Origin of the sequence: Alkalicoccobacillus gibsonii, from assembly GCF_016798245.1 — a bacterium.
GTDB lineage: Bacteria > Bacillota > Bacilli > Bacillales > Bacillaceae_D > Alkalicoccobacillus > Alkalicoccobacillus gibsonii.
On record NZ_JAEUZA010000003.1, the window covers coordinates 136025 to 153347 of the forward strand.

At 39.4% G+C, this 17323-nt stretch carries 19 protein-coding genes and 1 other annotated feature; of the genes, 14 read left to right on the forward strand and 5 right to left on the reverse strand.

From position 1 onward, the window contains the following. The first annotated feature begins 307 nt into the window (after window positions 1-307). Window positions 308-1558 carry an MFS transporter gene (locus tag JNO66_RS12295; RefSeq protein WP_203088587.1) on the forward strand — a complete coding sequence of 417 codons (1251 nt, stop codon included), beginning with the start codon at window positions 308-310 and terminating at the stop codon, window positions 1556-1558. A gap of 76 nt (window positions 1559-1634) precedes the next feature. Here the strand turns inward: JNO66_RS12295 and JNO66_RS12300 are convergent, their stop codons facing one another. Then, window positions 1635-2459, reverse strand: a complete 825-nt coding sequence (locus JNO66_RS12300; RefSeq protein WP_203088588.1) for a sugar phosphate isomerase/epimerase family protein — start codon at window positions 2457-2459, stop codon at window positions 1635-1637. 186 nt (window positions 2460-2645) lie between these two features. On the opposite strand from JNO66_RS12300, the gene JNO66_RS12305 reads away from it, so the two are divergent. From JNO66_RS12305 to JNO66_RS12315, 3 genes are all read left to right on the forward strand, one after another. Further along, window positions 2646-2960, forward strand: coding sequence for an ArsR/SmtB family transcription factor (locus tag JNO66_RS12305; protein WP_203088589.1), 315 nt, complete (start codon window positions 2646-2648; stop codon window positions 2958-2960). Between the two features lie 80 nt (window positions 2961-3040). Continuing rightward, window positions 3041-3493 (forward strand): DMT family transporter, encoded by a 453-nt coding sequence (locus JNO66_RS12310; protein WP_203088590.1) that lies wholly within the window; start codon window positions 3041-3043, stop codon window positions 3491-3493. Continuing rightward, entirely contained in the window at window positions 3481-3963 is a 483-nt protein-coding gene (locus tag JNO66_RS12315) for a DMT family transporter (RefSeq protein WP_203088591.1), read from the forward strand. The genes JNO66_RS12310 and JNO66_RS12315 overlap by 13 nt, the downstream gene beginning before the upstream one ends. Window positions 3964-4235: 272 nt before the next feature. Here the strand turns inward: JNO66_RS12315 and JNO66_RS12320 are convergent, their stop codons facing one another. After that, window positions 4236-5276, reverse strand: coding sequence for a 2,3-butanediol dehydrogenase (locus JNO66_RS12320; RefSeq protein ID WP_203088592.1), 1041 nt, complete (start codon window positions 5274-5276; stop codon window positions 4236-4238). 114 nt (window positions 5277-5390) lie between these two features. Here JNO66_RS12320 and JNO66_RS12325 point away from each other — a divergent pair, with 114 nt between their 5' ends. Both JNO66_RS12325 and JNO66_RS12330 read left to right on the forward strand, forming a co-directional pair. Beyond that, window positions 5391-6299 carry a LysR family transcriptional regulator gene (locus JNO66_RS12325; protein ID WP_203088593.1) on the forward strand — a complete coding sequence of 303 codons (909 nt, stop codon included), beginning with the start codon at window positions 5391-5393 and terminating at the stop codon, window positions 6297-6299. Between the two features lie 51 nt (window positions 6300-6350). Next, window positions 6351-6878 (forward strand): GNAT family N-acetyltransferase, encoded by a 528-nt coding sequence (locus tag JNO66_RS12330; protein WP_203088594.1) that lies wholly within the window; start codon window positions 6351-6353, stop codon window positions 6876-6878. Window positions 6879-6905: 27 nt separating this feature from the next. Here the strand turns inward: JNO66_RS12330 and JNO66_RS12335 are convergent, their stop codons facing one another. From JNO66_RS12335 to JNO66_RS12345, 3 genes are all read right to left on the reverse strand, one after another. Further along, complete coding sequence (locus JNO66_RS12335) at window positions 6906-8027, reverse strand: MFS transporter (protein ID WP_203088595.1); 1122 nt, start codon at window positions 8025-8027, stop codon at window positions 6906-6908. Window positions 8028-8111: 84 nt separating this feature from the next. Continuing rightward, a complete protein-coding gene (locus tag JNO66_RS12340; RefSeq protein ID WP_203088596.1) occupies window positions 8112-8612 on the reverse strand; it encodes a TetR/AcrR family transcriptional regulator in 501 nt (166 codons plus the stop codon). 104 nt (window positions 8613-8716) lie between these two features. Then, window positions 8717-9067: a DUF2200 domain-containing protein gene (locus JNO66_RS12345; RefSeq protein ID WP_203088597.1), complete on the reverse strand. Its 351-nt coding sequence runs from the start codon at window positions 9065-9067 to the stop codon at window positions 8717-8719. Window positions 9068-9170: 103 nt separating this feature from the next. After that, window positions 9171-9431 (forward strand) — a binding site (T-box leader). A gap of 65 nt (window positions 9432-9496) precedes the next feature. Here JNO66_RS12345 and JNO66_RS12350 point away from each other — a divergent pair. From JNO66_RS12350 to JNO66_RS12385, 8 genes are all read left to right on the forward strand, one after another. Beyond that, window positions 9497-10696: an MFS transporter gene (locus tag JNO66_RS12350; protein ID WP_203088598.1), complete on the forward strand. Its 1200-nt coding sequence runs from the start codon at window positions 9497-9499 to the stop codon at window positions 10694-10696. Between the two features lie 246 nt (window positions 10697-10942). Beyond that, on the forward strand, window positions 10943-11485 hold the full coding sequence (locus tag JNO66_RS12355) for a sigma-70 family RNA polymerase sigma factor (protein ID WP_203088599.1): 543 nt from the start codon (window positions 10943-10945) through the stop codon (window positions 11483-11485). Continuing rightward, window positions 11469-12512: a DUF4179 domain-containing protein gene (locus JNO66_RS12360; RefSeq protein WP_203088600.1), complete on the forward strand. Its 1044-nt coding sequence runs from the start codon at window positions 11469-11471 to the stop codon at window positions 12510-12512. The genes JNO66_RS12355 and JNO66_RS12360 overlap by 17 nt, the downstream gene beginning before the upstream one ends. A gap of 100 nt (window positions 12513-12612) precedes the next feature. Then, complete coding sequence (locus JNO66_RS12365) at window positions 12613-13134, forward strand: GNAT family N-acetyltransferase (protein WP_246483271.1); 522 nt, start codon at window positions 12613-12615, stop codon at window positions 13132-13134. A 25-nt stretch (window positions 13135-13159) separates the two neighbouring features. Beyond that, window positions 13160-13615: a DinB family protein gene (locus JNO66_RS12370; protein WP_203088601.1), complete on the forward strand. Its 456-nt coding sequence runs from the start codon at window positions 13160-13162 to the stop codon at window positions 13613-13615. A 114-nt stretch (window positions 13616-13729) separates the two neighbouring features. Next, a complete protein-coding gene (locus JNO66_RS12375; protein ID WP_203088602.1) occupies window positions 13730-14797 on the forward strand; it encodes a M42 family metallopeptidase in 1068 nt (355 codons plus the stop codon). Between the two features lie 336 nt (window positions 14798-15133). Further along, a complete protein-coding gene (locus JNO66_RS12380) occupies window positions 15134-16399 on the forward strand; it encodes an ABC transporter substrate-binding protein (protein WP_203088603.1) in 1266 nt (421 codons plus the stop codon). 11 nt (window positions 16400-16410) lie between these two features. After that, window positions 16411-17322, forward strand: coding sequence for a carbohydrate ABC transporter permease (locus JNO66_RS12385; RefSeq protein WP_203088604.1), 912 nt, complete (start codon window positions 16411-16413; stop codon window positions 17320-17322). Window position 17323 lies beyond the last annotated feature (1 nt).

Here is a 17323-nt window from a genome sequence, read left to right on the forward strand (position 1 = left end):
AGGAGAAACCCTCGCTTTCCGCGGACACGGCTTCAGCCTCATCCGAACACCACGGATGAGTCTTCAGACACGTGTTTTTCCGCAGGAGTCTCGGGTTCTCCTTCCGCTCGTTTTTTCAAAAAGCACGAATGGCGAATGATTCGACCGTAAATCATTCGCTAGTTTTTTGTTGATTTTTAGCTTTATTTCAGCCTCTTTGTTATATTCTGATGCAACTACGAGATTCATCCTTTTTTTTCTTAGACACCAACAGTTTATAACTCAGGAACGTTATCTAAGGAAGAGTCATAACTGAGGGGTGTAGTTGATGAAAAGTAGATCAATTTATAAAAATGTACAGTACATGAACATTTTAATCGCTCAAATTTTTTCATCGTTTGCTGATTGGATGTTTTTAATTTGTATGCTAGCCTTAGCGGCGGTCGATCTAGGTGTTTCATCAATTGAAATTTCGATTTTAATGCTTGCCTTTGCTCTTCCTCAACTTTTTGTTTCGCCTCTAGCCGGTGTAATGGCTGACCGCTTTGATCGTAAATATTTGTTGTTATTTTCAGAGATAGGGAGAGCATGTGTGGTTCTTTTTACACCGATTGTCTCTGATGTGTATAGTCTCGCAATGATCCTTCTCTTGTTAGGTCTGTTTAAGAGTTTCTTTATTCCTGCTAAAAGCGGAAAGCTAAAAGAAACGCTTCGCGCAGAACAACTGCAAGAAGGGGTTGCGCTAAGTGGCATGGTTGATCATGCAAGTAAGATCTTTGGTCCCTCCTTAGGTGGAATCTTAATCGCTACATTTTCGTTTTCAACTCTTTTCTATGTTGTAAGTAGTGCCTATTTTCTCTCTGTCATCTCCATTCTCTTAATTAAAAAAGATCAATTCTCCGTTTCTCAAACCAATTCTGCAATGAAAAAGAAATCAACTAACTTAGAAGGGTTTCAGATGATTACTTCGTCTCCATTTCTTTTCATTGCGACCGTTGCTATGGCTAGTGGGCTGTTTTTCATTCAGTTAGTTGACTCGCAGCTCGTGTTGTTTCTAGATCAATTCTTTACACGGACATCTCAAATTCTTGGTTTTTCTATGGGAGCTAGTGGGGCGGGTACATTACTCATTACGGCTCTACTACGAAAACGGAATATCCGCAATTATTTCAGAAATATGTATAGTGGCATATTCATGTTAGGCGTTTCTTTTCTTCTCGCTATATTATGTACGTATGTTCCTGAACAACTTGCCACTCTATTCATTCCCGTTTGCTTCTTTATTGGAGGATTTGCAATCGGTCTGGTGCTCGTTACCTTTCAGATCGTTGTTCAAGTGGTCACCCCTGTCGACAAGATTGGACGCATATTCGGAGCGATCTCATCCATTAGCAGTTTTGTAACGATTCTTGGCCTTGCATTAGGTGGGGTGATTGCTCAACTAATCGGTGTCCATTTAACCATACTTTTAACAGCTTCTTGTTTAGTCATTTTATCTAGTATCTTAAAGTTATACCAAACAAAAACTTCCCATACATCATCAATTCAACCTATTCAACTAGAGAAGGAAGTTATGTAGTGCATAGGTTCTGATGCACCTGAAAATAAAAAGCAGTAACGAGATAAACCGTTACTGCTTTTAGTGAAGCTTAGGTTTATAGGTAGGATGTAGCAACGGCTTTCACTTCTTCAATTCCTTCCCACATGTCTCCAGGTCCATCGTAAACAAGTGTTAACGGTCCTGAATAATTTAACTCTGAAACGATATCAAGACAATTAGTTAACTCAGTCTTATTCATTGTTCCATCTTCGTTTGTTTGAGCCTTCACATGAATGGATTTACTATGTGGTACCGTTTTTCGTAGAGAGGATAACTTGGATTCAGCAGAGAAGTTACCAAAATCTGAAATGAGACCATTAATCGAAGAGTGCTCATTCAGATACAAACAATTTTCAGCAGTTGACGTTAAGGAATGAAAATTTTCGGTAATCACATGAACGCCTTTTTCCTTTCCGAACTCGGCTAACTGCGTTAATTGCTCGGCAGCAAAGGCGAGTCGCTCCTCATTATCGGGATGAGCATCCCCGCCCACTACTCGAATATTTGCGGCGCCTACCTTAGAAGCAATGGTAATCCATTTCTTTATAAAAGTGATATCCGCTTCAAGTCTTTTTGGATTCTCACTGGTAATGTCTCCATAGTCTAATAGAAGGGTATCAAATTGAATCCCTGCATGCTCCACTGCGGAACGTAATGCTTGAAGATAGTCTTCATCTACTGAGGGGAAGTGAGGATGAATAATCTCCATTGCTTCAAACCCTTTTTCAGCTAAAAGACCAGGAAGCTCTAATAAAGTGTGAACTTCTGGCTGAGGTGATACTTGAGTAACAATTGTTTGGTTCTCGTCATCCCACTTGGTCCAATGCAAAGGTCCTAGGAGTCTATTTAAGCTCCAGGATGTTAATGACAGATAGCTCATTTTAACGAACCCTCCATAAAAATAAATTTTGGTCATCCACTTAGTTAAGTAGATTAATTAAGTCTAGTCTACCATCATAATGAGTATTTGCAACCGTTTTCAAAAAATATCTATGGACTAGCGTTTATTCCTTAAGACAGACAATTATTAATTGACATATCGAGAAATCACGATATAATAAGCGCTATGGAACCTATTGATGTTTTTAAAGCATTGTCGAACGAAACACGGCTTAATATCCTCAAATGGTTAAAACACCCGGAGGATAACTTTCCAAAACAGGGAGCTCATATCCCAAAGGGTGTAGAGTTTGTTGGAGGAGTATGCGTTGGTGACATTAAAGAGAAAGCCAATGTCTCTCAGTCCACTGTTTCTAGTTACTTAAACATGATGCAGAAGGCTGGATTGTTAGAGTCATACCGGTATGGACAATGGACATACTATAGAAGAAATGAAAAGACGATAGACGATATTAGAAATTACTTTAAACTAGAATTCTAATATCCAGTCTTTTATTTCTTTTTTTTAGATCCTTATATCGGTTTTTTTAGATATTTAAATATATAAAAGTGGGAGGATTTATGCGTTACATTGCTTACATTTTTGCTTTAATTGCTGGTGCTGCTCTTAGTTTAGAAGGAGCCATCTATGCTGAATTAGGAAATACAATTGGAAAATTAGAAACGAGTTTCTATAACTTTCTTTTTGGGTCCATCATTGTTGGTCTATTATGGTTGTTTTTCGGAAAAGGTAAGATTTCTTATGTGACTGAGGCTCCGAAGTGGTCGTTATTAGGCGGTTTATTAGGAGTTGTTTATTTAACAGTGATTGTTATTAGCGTTCCATTAGTAGGAGTAGGTATAACAATGGTCTCCGTCATTTTAGGTCAATTAATAACAAGTATGGTTATTGAGCATTTTGAATGGTTTGGTATCAGCAGAATGAGAATTAACAAAGAGAAGATTCTTTCTGTTGTTTGTATGATCATAGCTCTTATTTTAGTTTTTAAGGGGAGTTTTTCATGGGTATTTTAATTGTATTCTTTACAATCATTGGCGGCATCACACTTAGTGCTCAATCAGCAATAAATGGGACCTTTAGTCGAGTAGCGGGGACGATTGAAACAACACTTTTGACGTTTGTTTCAGGCTCAATGTTTCTTGCTTTAATCATTCTATTTTTTGGAGAAGGTGATCTTTCTTTACTCTTTAGTGTTCCAACATGGCAATTAAGTGCCGTTTTTCTAGGCTCGATTTTTCTACTGTTTAATGTATTCGCTGTTCCAAAGATAGGTGTGATTGCTACAAGTATTACAGTCATTATTGGGCAGCTTGTTGTAAGTGTAGTGATTGATCATTTTGGGTGGTTTAACAGCTTACTTATACCGCTTGATCTAAAAAGAATGGTCGCTCTGGTCTTTATGATGCTTGCCCTTTATTTTATATTCAAAGGCAATGTAAAAAGCTCGAATAACAAGATAAAAGAGGAAGAGGTTGGGACATAACATCAATGCGGTTGGCAAAACACGAACATAGCATTTCAGCCGCTACAGGAGAATCCCTCGCTTTCCACGGGAACGGCCTCAGCCCCTTCCGCGGAAAATGCGCCGCTACAGTGTCTTCACCGCGTTCTATTCCGTAGGAGTCTCGGGTTCTCCCTCCGCTCGTATTACTAAATAATCCAAAAAACACAAATGGCGAATGATTCGATTGTATAATCATTCGCCATTTTTAATTTGATTTTTAGTTTCGTCTCAGGCTCTTTCTCATGATGAGATTATTTGTAAGGCTTCACAAGTATTTTTGCTTGTTTTTTATCAGTGAATAATTGATTAAATCCTTCTTCAACAATATCTTCTATATGAATGTTGCTTGTTATGACGCTTTTAACATCTAAACGACCTGTAGAGATCATATCGATGATTTCTGGAAACACATGTCTGTACGCAAGTCTTGACGTAACATCTGCTCCTTTAAATAATAGCTGTCCCATATCTATAGAAACAGGTTTTGCAAAAACAGCAATGGCCATTACTTGACCGCCTTGCTTTACAGAAGCAACAGCATTGGTCATGGTTGGTTGAACTCCTGCACATTCGTAAGCAACACTTACGCCACCACCCGTCAATTCATGGATGGTGAGGACGATGTTGTCGTCCATTCCATTAATCGTTGTAGTAGCCCCTAATTCTTCAGCTTTCTTAAGACGTTCTTCAGATACATCGACTACAATAATCTTAGTAGCTCCGGCAGCTTTTACAGATAAAAGGGTTAACAGCCCAATTGGACCGGCACCAAAAATAGCGACAGAATCTCCTGGTTTCAATTGGCTCTCTCTAACGGCATAAAATGAAACAGCTGTTGGCTCAACTAATGCACCTTCTTCAAAGGAGACATTGTCAGGTAGTTGGTGAACCATCTGTTCTTCAACAACTACATATTCAGCAAATCCGCCATCTCGATTTAAACCGACAAATCCTACTTTGCTGCATTGATTGTAATGACCTCTTTTGCATGCATAACATTCGCCACAATGGATAAGTGGTTCAATCGCAACTCGTTCACCAACTTTAAGGTTCGTTACATCATCTGCTAGCTCGACAATAGTACCTGAGAATTCATGACCTAGAGTGATAGGAGGTAACTGTCCAGTTAATGGATGAGGGTCTGCAGAAGGTCCATGCGAAAACTCATGAAGGTCACTTCCACAAATGCCTGCCCACTCAACTTTTACTTTGACTTGGTGAGACGATACGCTCGGTTCTGGTATATCCACCACTCGCAGGTCTTGACTTCCATATAATCTAGCCGCTTTCATATTGATCCCCCCATTTTTATATCTGTTACATTAATCATTATATCAATTTGCTTACTTTATCAAAAGTTAATATAATTGAACTTATAATAAGTAAAACTTAAGGAAAGTGATTATATGAACATAGAGCAGTTGATGTATATAGTGGAGGTTGCAAAGGAGAAGTCACTAGGTGCGGCTGCAAAAACATTAAATATTAGTCAATCTGCTTTAAGTCAGGCAATTACAAAGCTAGAGAGTGAGCTAGGTGTTAAGATCTTTAATCGGTCAAGAGCAGGGGCCATCCCAACAAAAGAAGGCGATTTTATTATTGCTAAATCTCAATACGCACTAGAAGCCATCTATGAGATAAAAGAAGAGGCCAAGCAGTTGAATGAGTTCAACGATGTCCTTCGGATGAACGTCATACCCGGTTTGATTGAACCCATTGTTGATAGCTACCTGAGGTTTAAGGCACGAACTCCAGCTTTTAAGATTGAGGTTAGTGAGAGATCGAGTATGGATATCATTCAAGAGATTCATGATGATAAAATTGATGTTGGATTTATTGCTGTGAAGAGTTCAAATATGTATGTTGTAAACGGATTCCACTTCACCCCTGTCACTACAGGAAAGCTATTAGTCTTTGCTTCAAAGGATTCTTTCATTGCTAACACGAATAAAGCTTTAGAACCCAGCCTCTTACAGGAGCAGTTGTTTGTATTATATAAGGATGAATATGTACAGAGCTTTGTATCGAACTTTCATCGTTTATATGGACCAATCAATGTCTTTCTGGAAACAACCGATTTGCATGTCATTACCAACACGATCCTGCAGCATGGGGCCATCACGATTGGCCATGATATCTCTGCAACATTTAGTCGAAGCTTTCCGTTCGAAACAGAAATGACAGCCTTAGCAATCGATCATTTCTTTGACTCATCCTTTACATACGGATGGATTAGAAAATATGACCATAAATTATCCGAGAAAACAAACGAATTCATTGATGAAGTTAGAGAGGTATTATTGAATAAGGCTTAGATTCTCAGTAAAAGTTTGTTCTGAAAAATAATAGATTGAGTAGGTGGAAAGATGGAATTTACAACGGAAAGGCTACACATACGACCATTTAAAGAAGAAGATCTTGAAGATGTGTTCCAGATCTATTCGAACGAGGCCTCATGCCAATACCTTTTGCATTCTGCGTGGACGGTAGAGGACAAACAAGTTCATTTCAAGAAAAAGCTAAACAATCATCTGTTGACTAACGAAAAGCCGCTAAGCTTAGCGGTAGTGAGAGAGTCAGAAGTGATTGGTGACCTATCTGTTTGGTATACCGGAATGAAGGATACGGTCGAGATTGGATATAGTTTTGCAAGGTCAGCTAGTGGAAAGGGATATGCGAGTGAAGCGGTTGAAGGACTCATACAAAAACTATTTGCAGAAAAGGGTGTTCACCGAATCCAGGCTAATCTGGACGCACGCAACGAAGCTTCTTTAAGGCTGTGTGAACGGGTAGGTATGAGAAAGGAAGCTCATTTTATTCAAGATTTCTGGAACAAAGGTGAGTGGACCGATAGTATCGTGTTTGGAATACTAAAGTCTGATCTTAAGAAATAAGGAGAGCTCAATCGAAGCTCTCCTTTTTTATCTTTCATAGGTAGTTATTTTCACGGGAACAAGTAGGCCAAGTAAACAAACAAAGGAAAAGCTGATGAAACTAAAAGGGAAGGAAGTTACTTGAATGAGTTCTCCAGCAACGGCCGATCCGACGGTTTGTCCAACTCCTAGTAATAAGAAGGAAAGACTGACTCCCACTGCGGGCATATTAGAAAACTCCCTTGATCCCCATACAATAAACAAACCTGTCATAAAGATGTACGAGGTGCCAAATAGAACAGCAGAAAGGTAAATAAAAGGTGCCGAGGAAATTGTAATAAAGTACAAAGAAGCTGCTATTAACACAACCGCAAAAAAATAGGATTTTCGAAGACCGAGTTTGGCAATCACCACGCCTGCAATTCCTCCGATCACACCAGATATCCCCATGATGACCCAGAAGAATGAACTTTCATGACTCCCCATACTGTATTGAGCAGTTAGATATGTTCTAGAAAAAGTCCAAAAGATAGATGAACCAATTCCTATAATGAGTGATGCAATTATTAAGTATTTAGCCTTAGCAAAGATGGAACGATCAAAGAAGGTCACTTTAGAAACCTCAGTTTTTTTATCTGGAATGATACATGAATTCCAAATGAGCACGACCAGTGCAACAACACCAAAGAAAGCAAAGGCAAGTCGCCATTGTTCCGTTAATAGTAATGCTATTGGACCTGAAAGGATTAAACCAAAGCTTGTGCCACTGTTAATCCATGTATTACCCTTGTCGCGTTTCTTTTCCTCTAAAGAGGTAACGACTACCTGACTAAATGCAGGAGAGGCCCAGCCACTCCCGAGTCCTGCAATAAATGTTCCACTTGCAAGCATCAAAAAATGATAGGAGCCAGAAATCATGAACAACCCGATAACCGCAGTAAGTCCAGCAAACTGAATGACTCGTTTTTGCCCGAATGTACGAATAAAGAATGAAGAGGTTAACAAGGCAACGGTATAAGCTAAGTAAGCAGAGGAGCTTGAAATACCAGCCTGTCTTTCTGTTAAAGCAAGACTATCCGTAATAGAAGGGAGAAATAATCCAAAACTGAATCGAGCAAATGCATACGTTATGGCTATCATAGCAATGCTGGGAAACAAGAGCTTCCACATTTTTATCATCTCCTTTTATATAGAACGATCACTATAATTTATAGTGAGAGAAAAAGTAAACAACGAGTTAAGGGTTGTTTACTTTTAGAAAAGCGTTCTTATTATACTTAACGTTTCTTCACGGACTTCATTGGTGTCATGAATTTCTGACATAGCTGTAGCCCCTTCTAGCAATAAGGCTAAACGAAACGATTCTTTAGCAGAGTATCCGCAACGCTCGATAAACGAGATTAAGTGATTTTTATGGTTGATCACATACTGATAAATCAAATGATTCTTTTCTGGAAATTCTTCTTTTGCGCGTAAGAATAAACAGCCATTCTGATGAGACTGAAGCCAGTCCAGATGTGCAGTGGCAATCGATAATATCGTAGGAGAGTTCGTTTCAAGAAGCTCAAAGTATCTTTCTTCTCGCTTTTTTAGTACTTCTAAAATAAGCTCTTCCTTTGATTGAAAATGATTGTAGAGGGTCATCAATGATACGTCAGCTTCTTCATGGACCCTCTTAATACCAATAGAATGAAAGCCATTTTCATAAAATAAGCGCTCAGCACTTGTAAGTAAAGCTTCTCTTTTTTTACTCATTATTATATTCACCTCTATATTGAGTGATCACTCTATTTTTATCACAAATACTGAACAACTACAAATAAAAACCTCTTGATCAGGCAAGAGGTTTGTCTAAGTATTTATGTTCGTAAAATCTTTTCCATCTTCTTACCCCTTGCCAGTTCATCAATTAGTTTATCTAAATAACGAATCTCACGCATGGTGGTTTCTTCAATCTCCTCCACACGTACGCCACAGACAACCCCTTTAATTAATTCCCTAGATGGGTTCATGTTCTGGGCCTCTGAAAAGAATGTTTCAAAATCTGTTTTGTTTTCAATAATCGCTTCAAGTTCGTCCTGTGTATAGCCAGTTAACCAACGAATAATCTCATCGACCTCTTTCTTGGTACGTCCTTTTTTCTCTGCCTTGGTCACATAATGAGGATAGACACTTGCAACGCTTGTTGAATAAATACGATGTTTGGACACTCGGACCCCTCGCTTACTTTTTTTATCTAGTGTATCACGGAATAGAGAGAAGTAACTCTTTACAATCAACTAATAAAAGGATAATATAATGAGAAATTCCACATCAAAAGCAATGAAAAGAAGAGTAGGCAAGGGAACCACGTACAGAGACCTCCGGTAGCTGAGAAGGAGGAGTGAGGGAACATGCTGAACCAAGTCTTGGAGCTGTGTACCGGATGGATTCAATGAGTCTTGATGGTGCAACGGGTTCTCCCGTTACAGAGATAAGGTATCACAGGCGACTCGCCATGCCGTACCTGATGAGGCTTCTTTAGTAATAAGGAAGCAAAATGGGGTGGCACCGCGACGGATACTCGCCCCCAAAACAATCATGTTTTGGGGGTGAGTTTTTTTATTTGGTTTTCAAAATAAAAATAGGAGGCGGTGTCATTGGGCAGGTGGAAAACCCTTATCTTACTACTCGGAGGGATAGGCATTTCAAATATTGGTGGCTGGGTATACTTAATCGCCCTCAACCTGACTGTGTTAAATGAAACGGGTTCGGTATTAGCTGTTGGACTTCTTTATATTCTTGGACCGATTGCAACCATATTCTCAAATACGTGGGCCGGGAGTGTGATTGACCGGGTTAATACTCGACACCTGATGATTTGGTTAGATGTAGGGAGAGCCTTATGTATTTTTTGCATACCTCTAATGCCATCTTTACCACTTATTTATTTGATTGCGCTGGTTGTGTGCATGGGAACGGCCATCTTTGAACCAACGTCGATGGTCTTTATGACAAAGCTGATCCCGGAAGGCGACCGTCAGAAGTTTAACGCACTGCGAGGTTTTATTAACTCATGCGGAACACTGCTAGGGCCAATGATTGCGGGCGTTCTCTTCTGGATAGGCACAACCGACACAGCCATCATTGTAAATGGGGTAGCCTTACTGCTTTCAGCCGGGGTTATTATGTTATTGCCTAATGTAGATGCTGCCAAAGAGGAGAAAGTAGAGCGGCTAACATGGAAGTTGATTAAACGTGATTTTCATACCGTTTTATCCTTTAGTCAATCATCGGTATACGTTGTTAAAGTCTACTTACTATTCGCAGGAACGATCATTGTAATGAACGCGGTTGATTCAATAGAAGCAGGCTTTGCGAAGGAAGTGATTTATTTATCAGATACCACTTATGGATTTCTTCTTGCCATTTTTGGCACAGGAATCATTGTTGGAACTCTAATAAATACAGTATTTGTGCAAAAACTGAAGCTGCATTTTCTGATTGGATTTGGCTCTGTTTTAATTGCTGTAGGCTATCTTATGTTTTATAGCTCACAAGGATTTCTCAGTGCAGCAGTGGCCGTGTGGATAATGGGCTTTGCCTCCATTTTCGCGAGCACAGGATTTTTAACCTTTTATCAAAACCAAATACCTGTAGCCATGATGGGACGCTTCGGTAGTATCTTTGGACTCGTAGAAGCTCTGATAATTATTATTCTGACAATCACAGTCGGTGTGATAGCTGAATGGATGGGCATTCGGTTAGCTGGATGGGTAGGATCGCTTGGGCTTCTGGTGCTTGGAGGCTGGTTAAGTGTGGTTGTGATGAAGAAGACGGGGAGGAGGTATTTTGTGTAGGGAAGTGGGTTGATGTGTGAGAGCGGAGGGGGGATCGACGAAGAAAGAGCGGAATCAACGGAGAGAGAGGGGAATCGACGAAGAGAGAGGGGAATCAACGAAGAAAGGAAAGAATCAACAAAGAGGTCCACAAATTTTGGCTAGATTTGAGATGTAATAAGTCTTTTTGGGAGATTTAAAAAAAGAAAAAATAATTGAAACCTTTTGTTGTCTCAATCACTCTAAGTAATGAGAGGAGGATGATGAATGAAGCATGATATCCAAATTGTTAAGAAAGCTGTTAAAGGAGACTCAGAAGCATTTGAGTCATTACTTCTTAATGAGGAGAAAATGTTGTACTACAAAGCATTATCTCTGCTGAGGAATAAAGAAGATGCATTGGATGCGATACAGGAAACGGCGTACCATGCCTACCAATCGATCCGCCAGTTAAGGCAATATGAGTACTTTTCAACTTGGCTTTTTCGAATTTTAATTCGAGAATGTTATAAAGTTCTTAAAAAGAGAGACCGACTTATTCCTTACGAAGAACAAGAGTTACTAAGAAAGCTCGAATTTACTGGAGAAGTTACCATTGAATCTTGTTATCTTAATGAAGCTTTATCTAAACTTAACTCTTCCTATCAAACAGTTATTATCCTATTTTACTATCACGATATATCGATTAAAGATATTTCCAAGATTATTGATAAACCTGTGAGTACGGTAAAAACGCATCTACATCGAGCGAAGAAGACGTTGAAATTTGAGTTGGAGAGGAGCTACCTGATCCATGAAAACATTACATAACCCTGAACCTAAATTTCCAAAAGAAGAGGTTCGTTCAGCCATTCGCTCAGGAATTTATCGTGCAAATAAAAAAAATATTAGTAAAAAGAAGGCACTTATCTATACATTATCTACAGTGGCGGCAGCGGTTGGATTGTTGTTTGGTTCCTCATACGTGTCCCCGGTCATAGCCAATACGTTCTCAAAAATTGTGGGGTCTGTTTTTGGAGAATCTGATCAGCTACGTTTACAAAAAGCACAAGAAAATGGAGTGGTCACTTCTATTGGAGAAACACAAACAGTGAACGGCATATCTGTTACGTTAGATGAAATCTTGTACGACCAAAATACTGTTACAGTTGGGTTAGTGATTGAGTCAGAGGAAGAGCTTGATGACTACTATTTTGGAGCTGGTCCTGATTTCTTGATTGATCAGGAGCGACCTTCTTATTTCTCTGGCGGGTATGGCGAAACGATCCTCTCAGAAACTAAGCGAACAGCTATAGCAGAAATGGATGTAAGAGAAGAAATGTTAGACTCATTTGAACTAGGGTTGATCTTGGAGGGTGAGAGCGGAGACACGTGGTTTTTCTCAAGTCCTGTAGACAAGGTTAAGGATGTTCAAATTATTTCTGTAGATCACAGACAATATGTTGAAGACTTATCACTCAAAGTGAATGATATAGAATTAAGTAAAACAGGAATGAGCCTTACTTATACAAGCTTTGAAGACCAAACAGATTTTGAAAATTCACGCGGTGGTTACATTGAGTTTAAAGTTGTAGATCAAGAAGGTCGAGCCATAAATGGATATTCTGGGGGTGGATCCGGTGAATTGACTAAAGAAGGAATTCGCTTCACCAGTCGAAAACAATTTGACCCGCTCGATAATCAAGTTACAGAACTTATGATCACTCCATATCTAAGCATTCCAACGAGTGGAGGTAGTACAGAAATTGATAAAGATGGTAATGAAGTCGTCACTGAGTATGAAGGAGCAAAAGTTCAACCAATTGAATTTAAACCGTTTAAAGTAAGGTTAAAGTGAATAGATCAACTGAAAAGAGCTTAGTATTAGCTTTTTTTTATAAAGGAATTAAAATAGATTAGGAGAATAACTGGTAAGAGGCATAAAAGGAGTGAATTTCTTGAATTTTCATCTACCAACTTTAGAAACGGAGCGACTTATACTAAGAAAAGTCACATCAAGTGATGCGCAGGACATGTTCGAGTACTGTTCTATTCCAGAAGTAGCAACGTATGTCCCGTGGGAAACGCATCAAACGATTGAGGATAGCGAACAGTTTATTCAATTTATCCTAAACCAATATGAGGCTGGGAAGCTCGCACCTTGGTCGATTGAGCACAAGGAAACAGGCAAGATGATAGGAACCTTTGATTTTGTTACTTGGTATCCACAGCATGCACGCGCAGAAATTGGTTTTGTCTTATCTAAAAAATATTGGGGCACGGGGATCATATTAGAAGCTGCTAGGAAAGTAATACAATACGGATTTACTGAGATGAATTTGAACATCATCAAAGCTTCTTGCATGAAAGGAAATGCTCAATCCAGAAAAGTGTTAGAAAAGCTTGGCATGAAATTAGATGGTGTTTTACGTGATGAATATATGATAAAAAGTACATTTCGAGATATGGCGATTTACTAATTAAAGAAGGATGAGGAGATATTGTATGAAAAAAACGATTAAACAATATGAAGAGTTAATGGATCAATGTAAAACCTTTAGAGGTTTAGACGAAAAGGTTTTAACCACGCCTATCACAAAAGGCGACTGGTCCATAAGAGAAATCATAGGACACCTATATGGATGGGATCAATACAATCTACAAAATATGATTCCATATATGACTCATGGAGCTGATCTACCAGCATTTCCGAATCATGATGATCAAAATGTGATTGTTTTAAATGGACTAAAGGGTAAGAACGTTTTTGAGATCATTGACCTCTTTTTAGAAAATAGAAGAGAATTAATTCAGATGATATCGAGCGTTAATCCAGAAGATCGATTTACGATTGGGGGAAAGAAAAGAGCATTTACTGCTGAGAGCTTTTTAAAGATTTTTGTAAAACATGATGCACATCACGAAAAACAAATAAACCAATACTTAGCTAAGAGCCAATAGATCACATAAACGTGTGTTCACCTCGGAGATACCTACTATTTTCAAACACCTTTATTTCGTATTCCTAACTAAAACGGTATACTAATCCTAAGCAAAGCTAGAGGAGGAAGCATCATGAAGAAATTACTTGAAGAATTAACGGGCTTGCATGGACCGTGCGGGAATGAACAGCCTGTAAGTAAATGGATTAAAGACCGAGTCACACCAGTAGCGGATGATGTTCGAGTGGATGCACTAGGGAATGTGTTTGCTACTAAGAAGGGAAGTAAGCCAGGTCCGCATCTGATTGTAACTGCACATATGGATGAGGTTGGGTTTATTGCAAAAAAGATTGAGGAAAATGGCTTGATCCGTTTTGAGAAGCTTGGTGGAAATGATGATCGACTATTGTTAACACAAAAAGTTCAGCTGCGCACAAAGAAGGGGATGCTCACAGGTGTGATAGGAAGTATCTCTGCGCATTATGCGAAATTTGATGATGCAGCCAAGGTGCGAAATCATCGAAGTCTGTACATAGATATCGGAGCAAAAAGTAAGGAGCATGCAATGGAGTTGGGTGTAGAGATCGGTACACCGATTACGTGGAAGCCGAACATGGAATACTTGGGTGATGAGTCGACAGGTCGCTTTGTAGGCAAGGCGTTTGATGATCGAGCGGGCTGTGCCGTGATCATTACGATGTTAGAAGAGCTTGTAGATACCGAGTTTTCAGGTTCAGTTACAGCAATATTTACGGTTCAAGAGGAGGTCGGTCTGCGGGGTGCGCAGGTTGCGGCTCGCCAAGTAGAGGCAGATGTAGCGATTGCGCTCGACACGACAGCAGTGAGTGATACACCAGAGGAAACAATGGATCAATCACTTACTCTAGGTGGAGGTACTGGAATTAAAGTACTTGATTTCAGTTTGATCTCTCATCCGGCTGTGCGAGACACGCTTGTTCATTTGGCAGAAGAGAAGAATATTTCGCATCAACATGAGGTATTCCCCGGCATCGGTACAGATGGAGGAGCGATGAGTCTTGCTAACCATGGCATTCCAACAGGGGTATTATCTATTCCTTCGCGTTATGCACACTCTCCAGTTGAAGTGATCGATATGGGAGATCTACAAGCAACAAAGGATTTGCTTAAGGCTTTTGTTCTGTCACTTGAAGAGGGGACAAGCTTTCCTTTTTATAAATAACAGTTGCTTATTAAATTGCAGGAACCAAGTGCCTACGCGCACTTGGTTTTTTTGGGATGGATCCCATCAAACTATGGATCTATGCCATTAGCCTTTTGCTAAAGAAAAAATAAACATAGTTTGTTTATTGGATAGACAAAGTCAGGATAGGCTGTTAAAATCACAAATGAAAGCGCTACCATATTTATATCTATAAAACGTACTTCAAAGATTACTCACAAGATAACTTATACGCACAAATCAAGGGGTGATTGACGTGAGGTAATATTAGCTGAACACGGTGATGATGATCGTGCGTCACATAATAAATCTAAAGAGCAAATTGGGAGGTAGGGCATGAAAAAGATAACCGTATTGTTTCTAATGTTCCTAGCATGTTTAATCATCGCGGCCTGTCAAAGTGGAGAAGAACAAAAAGAGATAACCATTTGGAGTTTCACAGATGAAGGTGAATATGCTGTTGAAGCCTTTAAAGAGAAACATCCAGATGTGAAAGTGAACTTTGAGTTTATCCCAGGTAACCAATACGAAACCAAACTCCGGTCAGCCTTGGCGACGGGGATTCGAGCACCTGATGTGTTTGCCTTAGAAGCAGCATATTTACGTAAGTTTATTGATCATCCTTCTTTAGAATCATTAAGTGACGCTCCTTACAACGCAGAGGAACTCGCTGCGGATCACTACGACTATATACAAGAGCTTGAAAGGGACTCTGAGGGAGTATTGAAGGCTGTTGCTTATCAAGGAACAACAGGAGGATTCTACTTTCGCAGGGATTTAGCGGAGGAATACTTAGGCACAAGTGATCCAGAAGAAGTGAGCGCTCAGATAAGTACTTGGGACGATATCTTTGAGCTGGGGCAAAGAATTTATGAAGAAAGTGATGGGGAAGTAAGATTGCTACCTAATCAAAGTGCCATTGGTGATATTCAGGATGCAAAGATTGAACAACCTTGGGTAGTTGATAATGAACTCGTCATTGATCAAGCCAAGAAAGATAGTCTTGATTTGATTGATCAGGCCATCGAGAGTAATTCATTAGCTATGCTCGATAGCTGGTCTCCAGGCTGGGTCGCATCTATGCAGCAAGGTTCCGTACTATTTTATCCAGCACCGTCTTGGTTCTTAAATCATGTATTACAGTCTAATACTCCTGAAACCAGCGGACTGTGGGGATTAGCAAGTGGTCCAGCGGCATTCAGTGGTGGAGGAACCTTTTATTCCATTTACTCAGATGGTGATAATAAGGACATTGCTTGGGAGTTTGTTAAGCAGTATGGATTTGATGTAGAGTTTCTTCAAAACCTAGCGAAGGACGAAGAGTATTACACAAGTCATCGAGTGGCCAATGATGGGGTTGCTGATGAGATAGCGAGTGAGTTCCTGGATGGACAGAATTACTTTGAGTTCTTTAACCAAGAATCTGAAAAAGTAGATGCAGTGGCACGGACAGCTTTTGATGGTGACATTGGAGATATCTACGGAAATTTATTAGGGTCTTATGCGAGAGGGAATATTAAGTCTAAAGAAGAGTTTTGGGAACGGTTTAAAAGGGAGGTTCAAAACTATTTTCCTGAGTTAATAGTAAAAGAAGAAGTTTAGGGGGGATGACAATGTTTTCGAGTCGAATTAATAAAGGGAACTATGGTTACTTTTTTATTGCACCATTTTTTATCGTCTTTTTATTGTTTGGCCTGTACCCCATTCTTTATTCTTTTTACTTAAGCTTAACGAATTGGGATGGATTAAATACACCAGAATTTATCGGACTTGCAAATTATTCACGTGCCGTTCTTGACCCTTTGTTTCTACAATCTTTGTATAACACCTTCTTTATCTGGATCATTTCAGTTATTCCTCAGCTTACTCTTAGCCTTATTCTAGCTGTCATTTTAACAAATAAGTTCTTGAAGGGAAAAGACTTCTTTAGAGCGGTTTACTTCTTTCCTAACATTGTAACGGCAGCATCATTAGGGTTATTAGTAAGCTTAATGTTCGATTGGCAAACAGGAAGTGTGAACCAATTACTTATGTCAGTCGGTTTTATTGAAAATGCAATTGATTGGAAGAACAATCCACTCTTTATGCAGATTCTAGTCTCTTCTATATTGTTTTTTCAATATTTCGGTTATTCAATGTTAATTTATATTGCAGGACTACAAGGGATCTCACCTGAATACGCAGAAGCAGCAAGGGTAGATGGGGCCTCAAAAACACAAATCTTCTTGAAGATTACGGTTCCACTTTTAAGACCTATTATCATTTTTCAGGTGATTACTTCACTTATTGGTGGTGTACAAATCTTTGATCAGCCTTATATGCTAACAGAGGGAGCTGGGTCACCGGATCATGCGACTTTAACCAGTGTGATGTATCTCTATCGAACAGCCTTTGAACAAGGGCGATTCGGGTATGGAGCCACCATAGCCTTCTGTTTATTCCTAATTATTGTAACGCTATCGATCATCTCGTACTTAGTTGCCCGTGATCGAAGTCGTGGAAAAATAACACAAGGGGTGAAATGAG

Bases quoted from the DNA above. Each gene is read 5' to 3' on its own strand.
- JNO66_RS12330 (WP_203088594.1), top strand. From the start codon at position 6,351: ATGGAATTTACAACGGAAAGGCTACACATACGACCATTTAAAGAAGAA.
- JNO66_RS12380 (WP_203088603.1), top strand. From the start codon at position 15,134: ATGAAAAAGATAACCGTATTGTTTCTAATGTTCCTAGCATGTTTAATC.
- JNO66_RS12335 (WP_203088595.1), bottom strand. From the start codon at position 8,027: ATGTGGAAGCTCTTGTTTCCCAGCATTGCTATGATAGCCATAACGTAT.
- JNO66_RS12300 (WP_203088588.1), bottom strand. From the start codon at position 2,459: ATGAGCTATCTGTCATTAACATCCTGGAGCTTAAATAGACTCCTAGGA.
- JNO66_RS12320 (WP_203088592.1), bottom strand. From the start codon at position 5,276: ATGAAAGCGGCTAGATTATATGGAAGTCAAGACCTGCGAGTGGTGGAT.
- JNO66_RS12295 (WP_203088587.1), top strand. From the start codon at position 308: ATGAAAAGTAGATCAATTTATAAAAATGTACAGTACATGAACATTTTA.
- JNO66_RS12340 (WP_203088596.1), bottom strand. From the start codon at position 8,612: ATGAGTAAAAAAAGAGAAGCTTTACTTACAAGTGCTGAGCGCTTATTT.
- JNO66_RS12315 (WP_203088591.1), top strand. From the start codon at position 3,481: ATGGGTATTTTAATTGTATTCTTTACAATCATTGGCGGCATCACACTT.
- JNO66_RS12370 (WP_203088601.1), top strand. From the start codon at position 13,160: ATGAAAAAAACGATTAAACAATATGAAGAGTTAATGGATCAATGTAAA.
- JNO66_RS12355 (WP_203088599.1), top strand. From the start codon at position 10,943: ATGAAGCATGATATCCAAATTGTTAAGAAAGCTGTTAAAGGAGACTCA.
- JNO66_RS12305 (WP_203088589.1), top strand. From the start codon at position 2,646: ATGGAACCTATTGATGTTTTTAAAGCATTGTCGAACGAAACACGGCTT.
- JNO66_RS12325 (WP_203088593.1), top strand. From the start codon at position 5,391: ATGAACATAGAGCAGTTGATGTATATAGTGGAGGTTGCAAAGGAGAAG.
- JNO66_RS12385 (WP_203088604.1), top strand. From the start codon at position 16,411: ATGTTTTCGAGTCGAATTAATAAAGGGAACTATGGTTACTTTTTTATT.
- JNO66_RS12310 (WP_203088590.1), top strand. From the start codon at position 3,041: ATGCGTTACATTGCTTACATTTTTGCTTTAATTGCTGGTGCTGCTCTT.
- JNO66_RS12360 (WP_203088600.1), top strand. From the start codon at position 11,469: ATGAAAACATTACATAACCCTGAACCTAAATTTCCAAAAGAAGAGGTT.
- JNO66_RS12375 (WP_203088602.1), top strand. From the start codon at position 13,730: ATGAAGAAATTACTTGAAGAATTAACGGGCTTGCATGGACCGTGCGGG.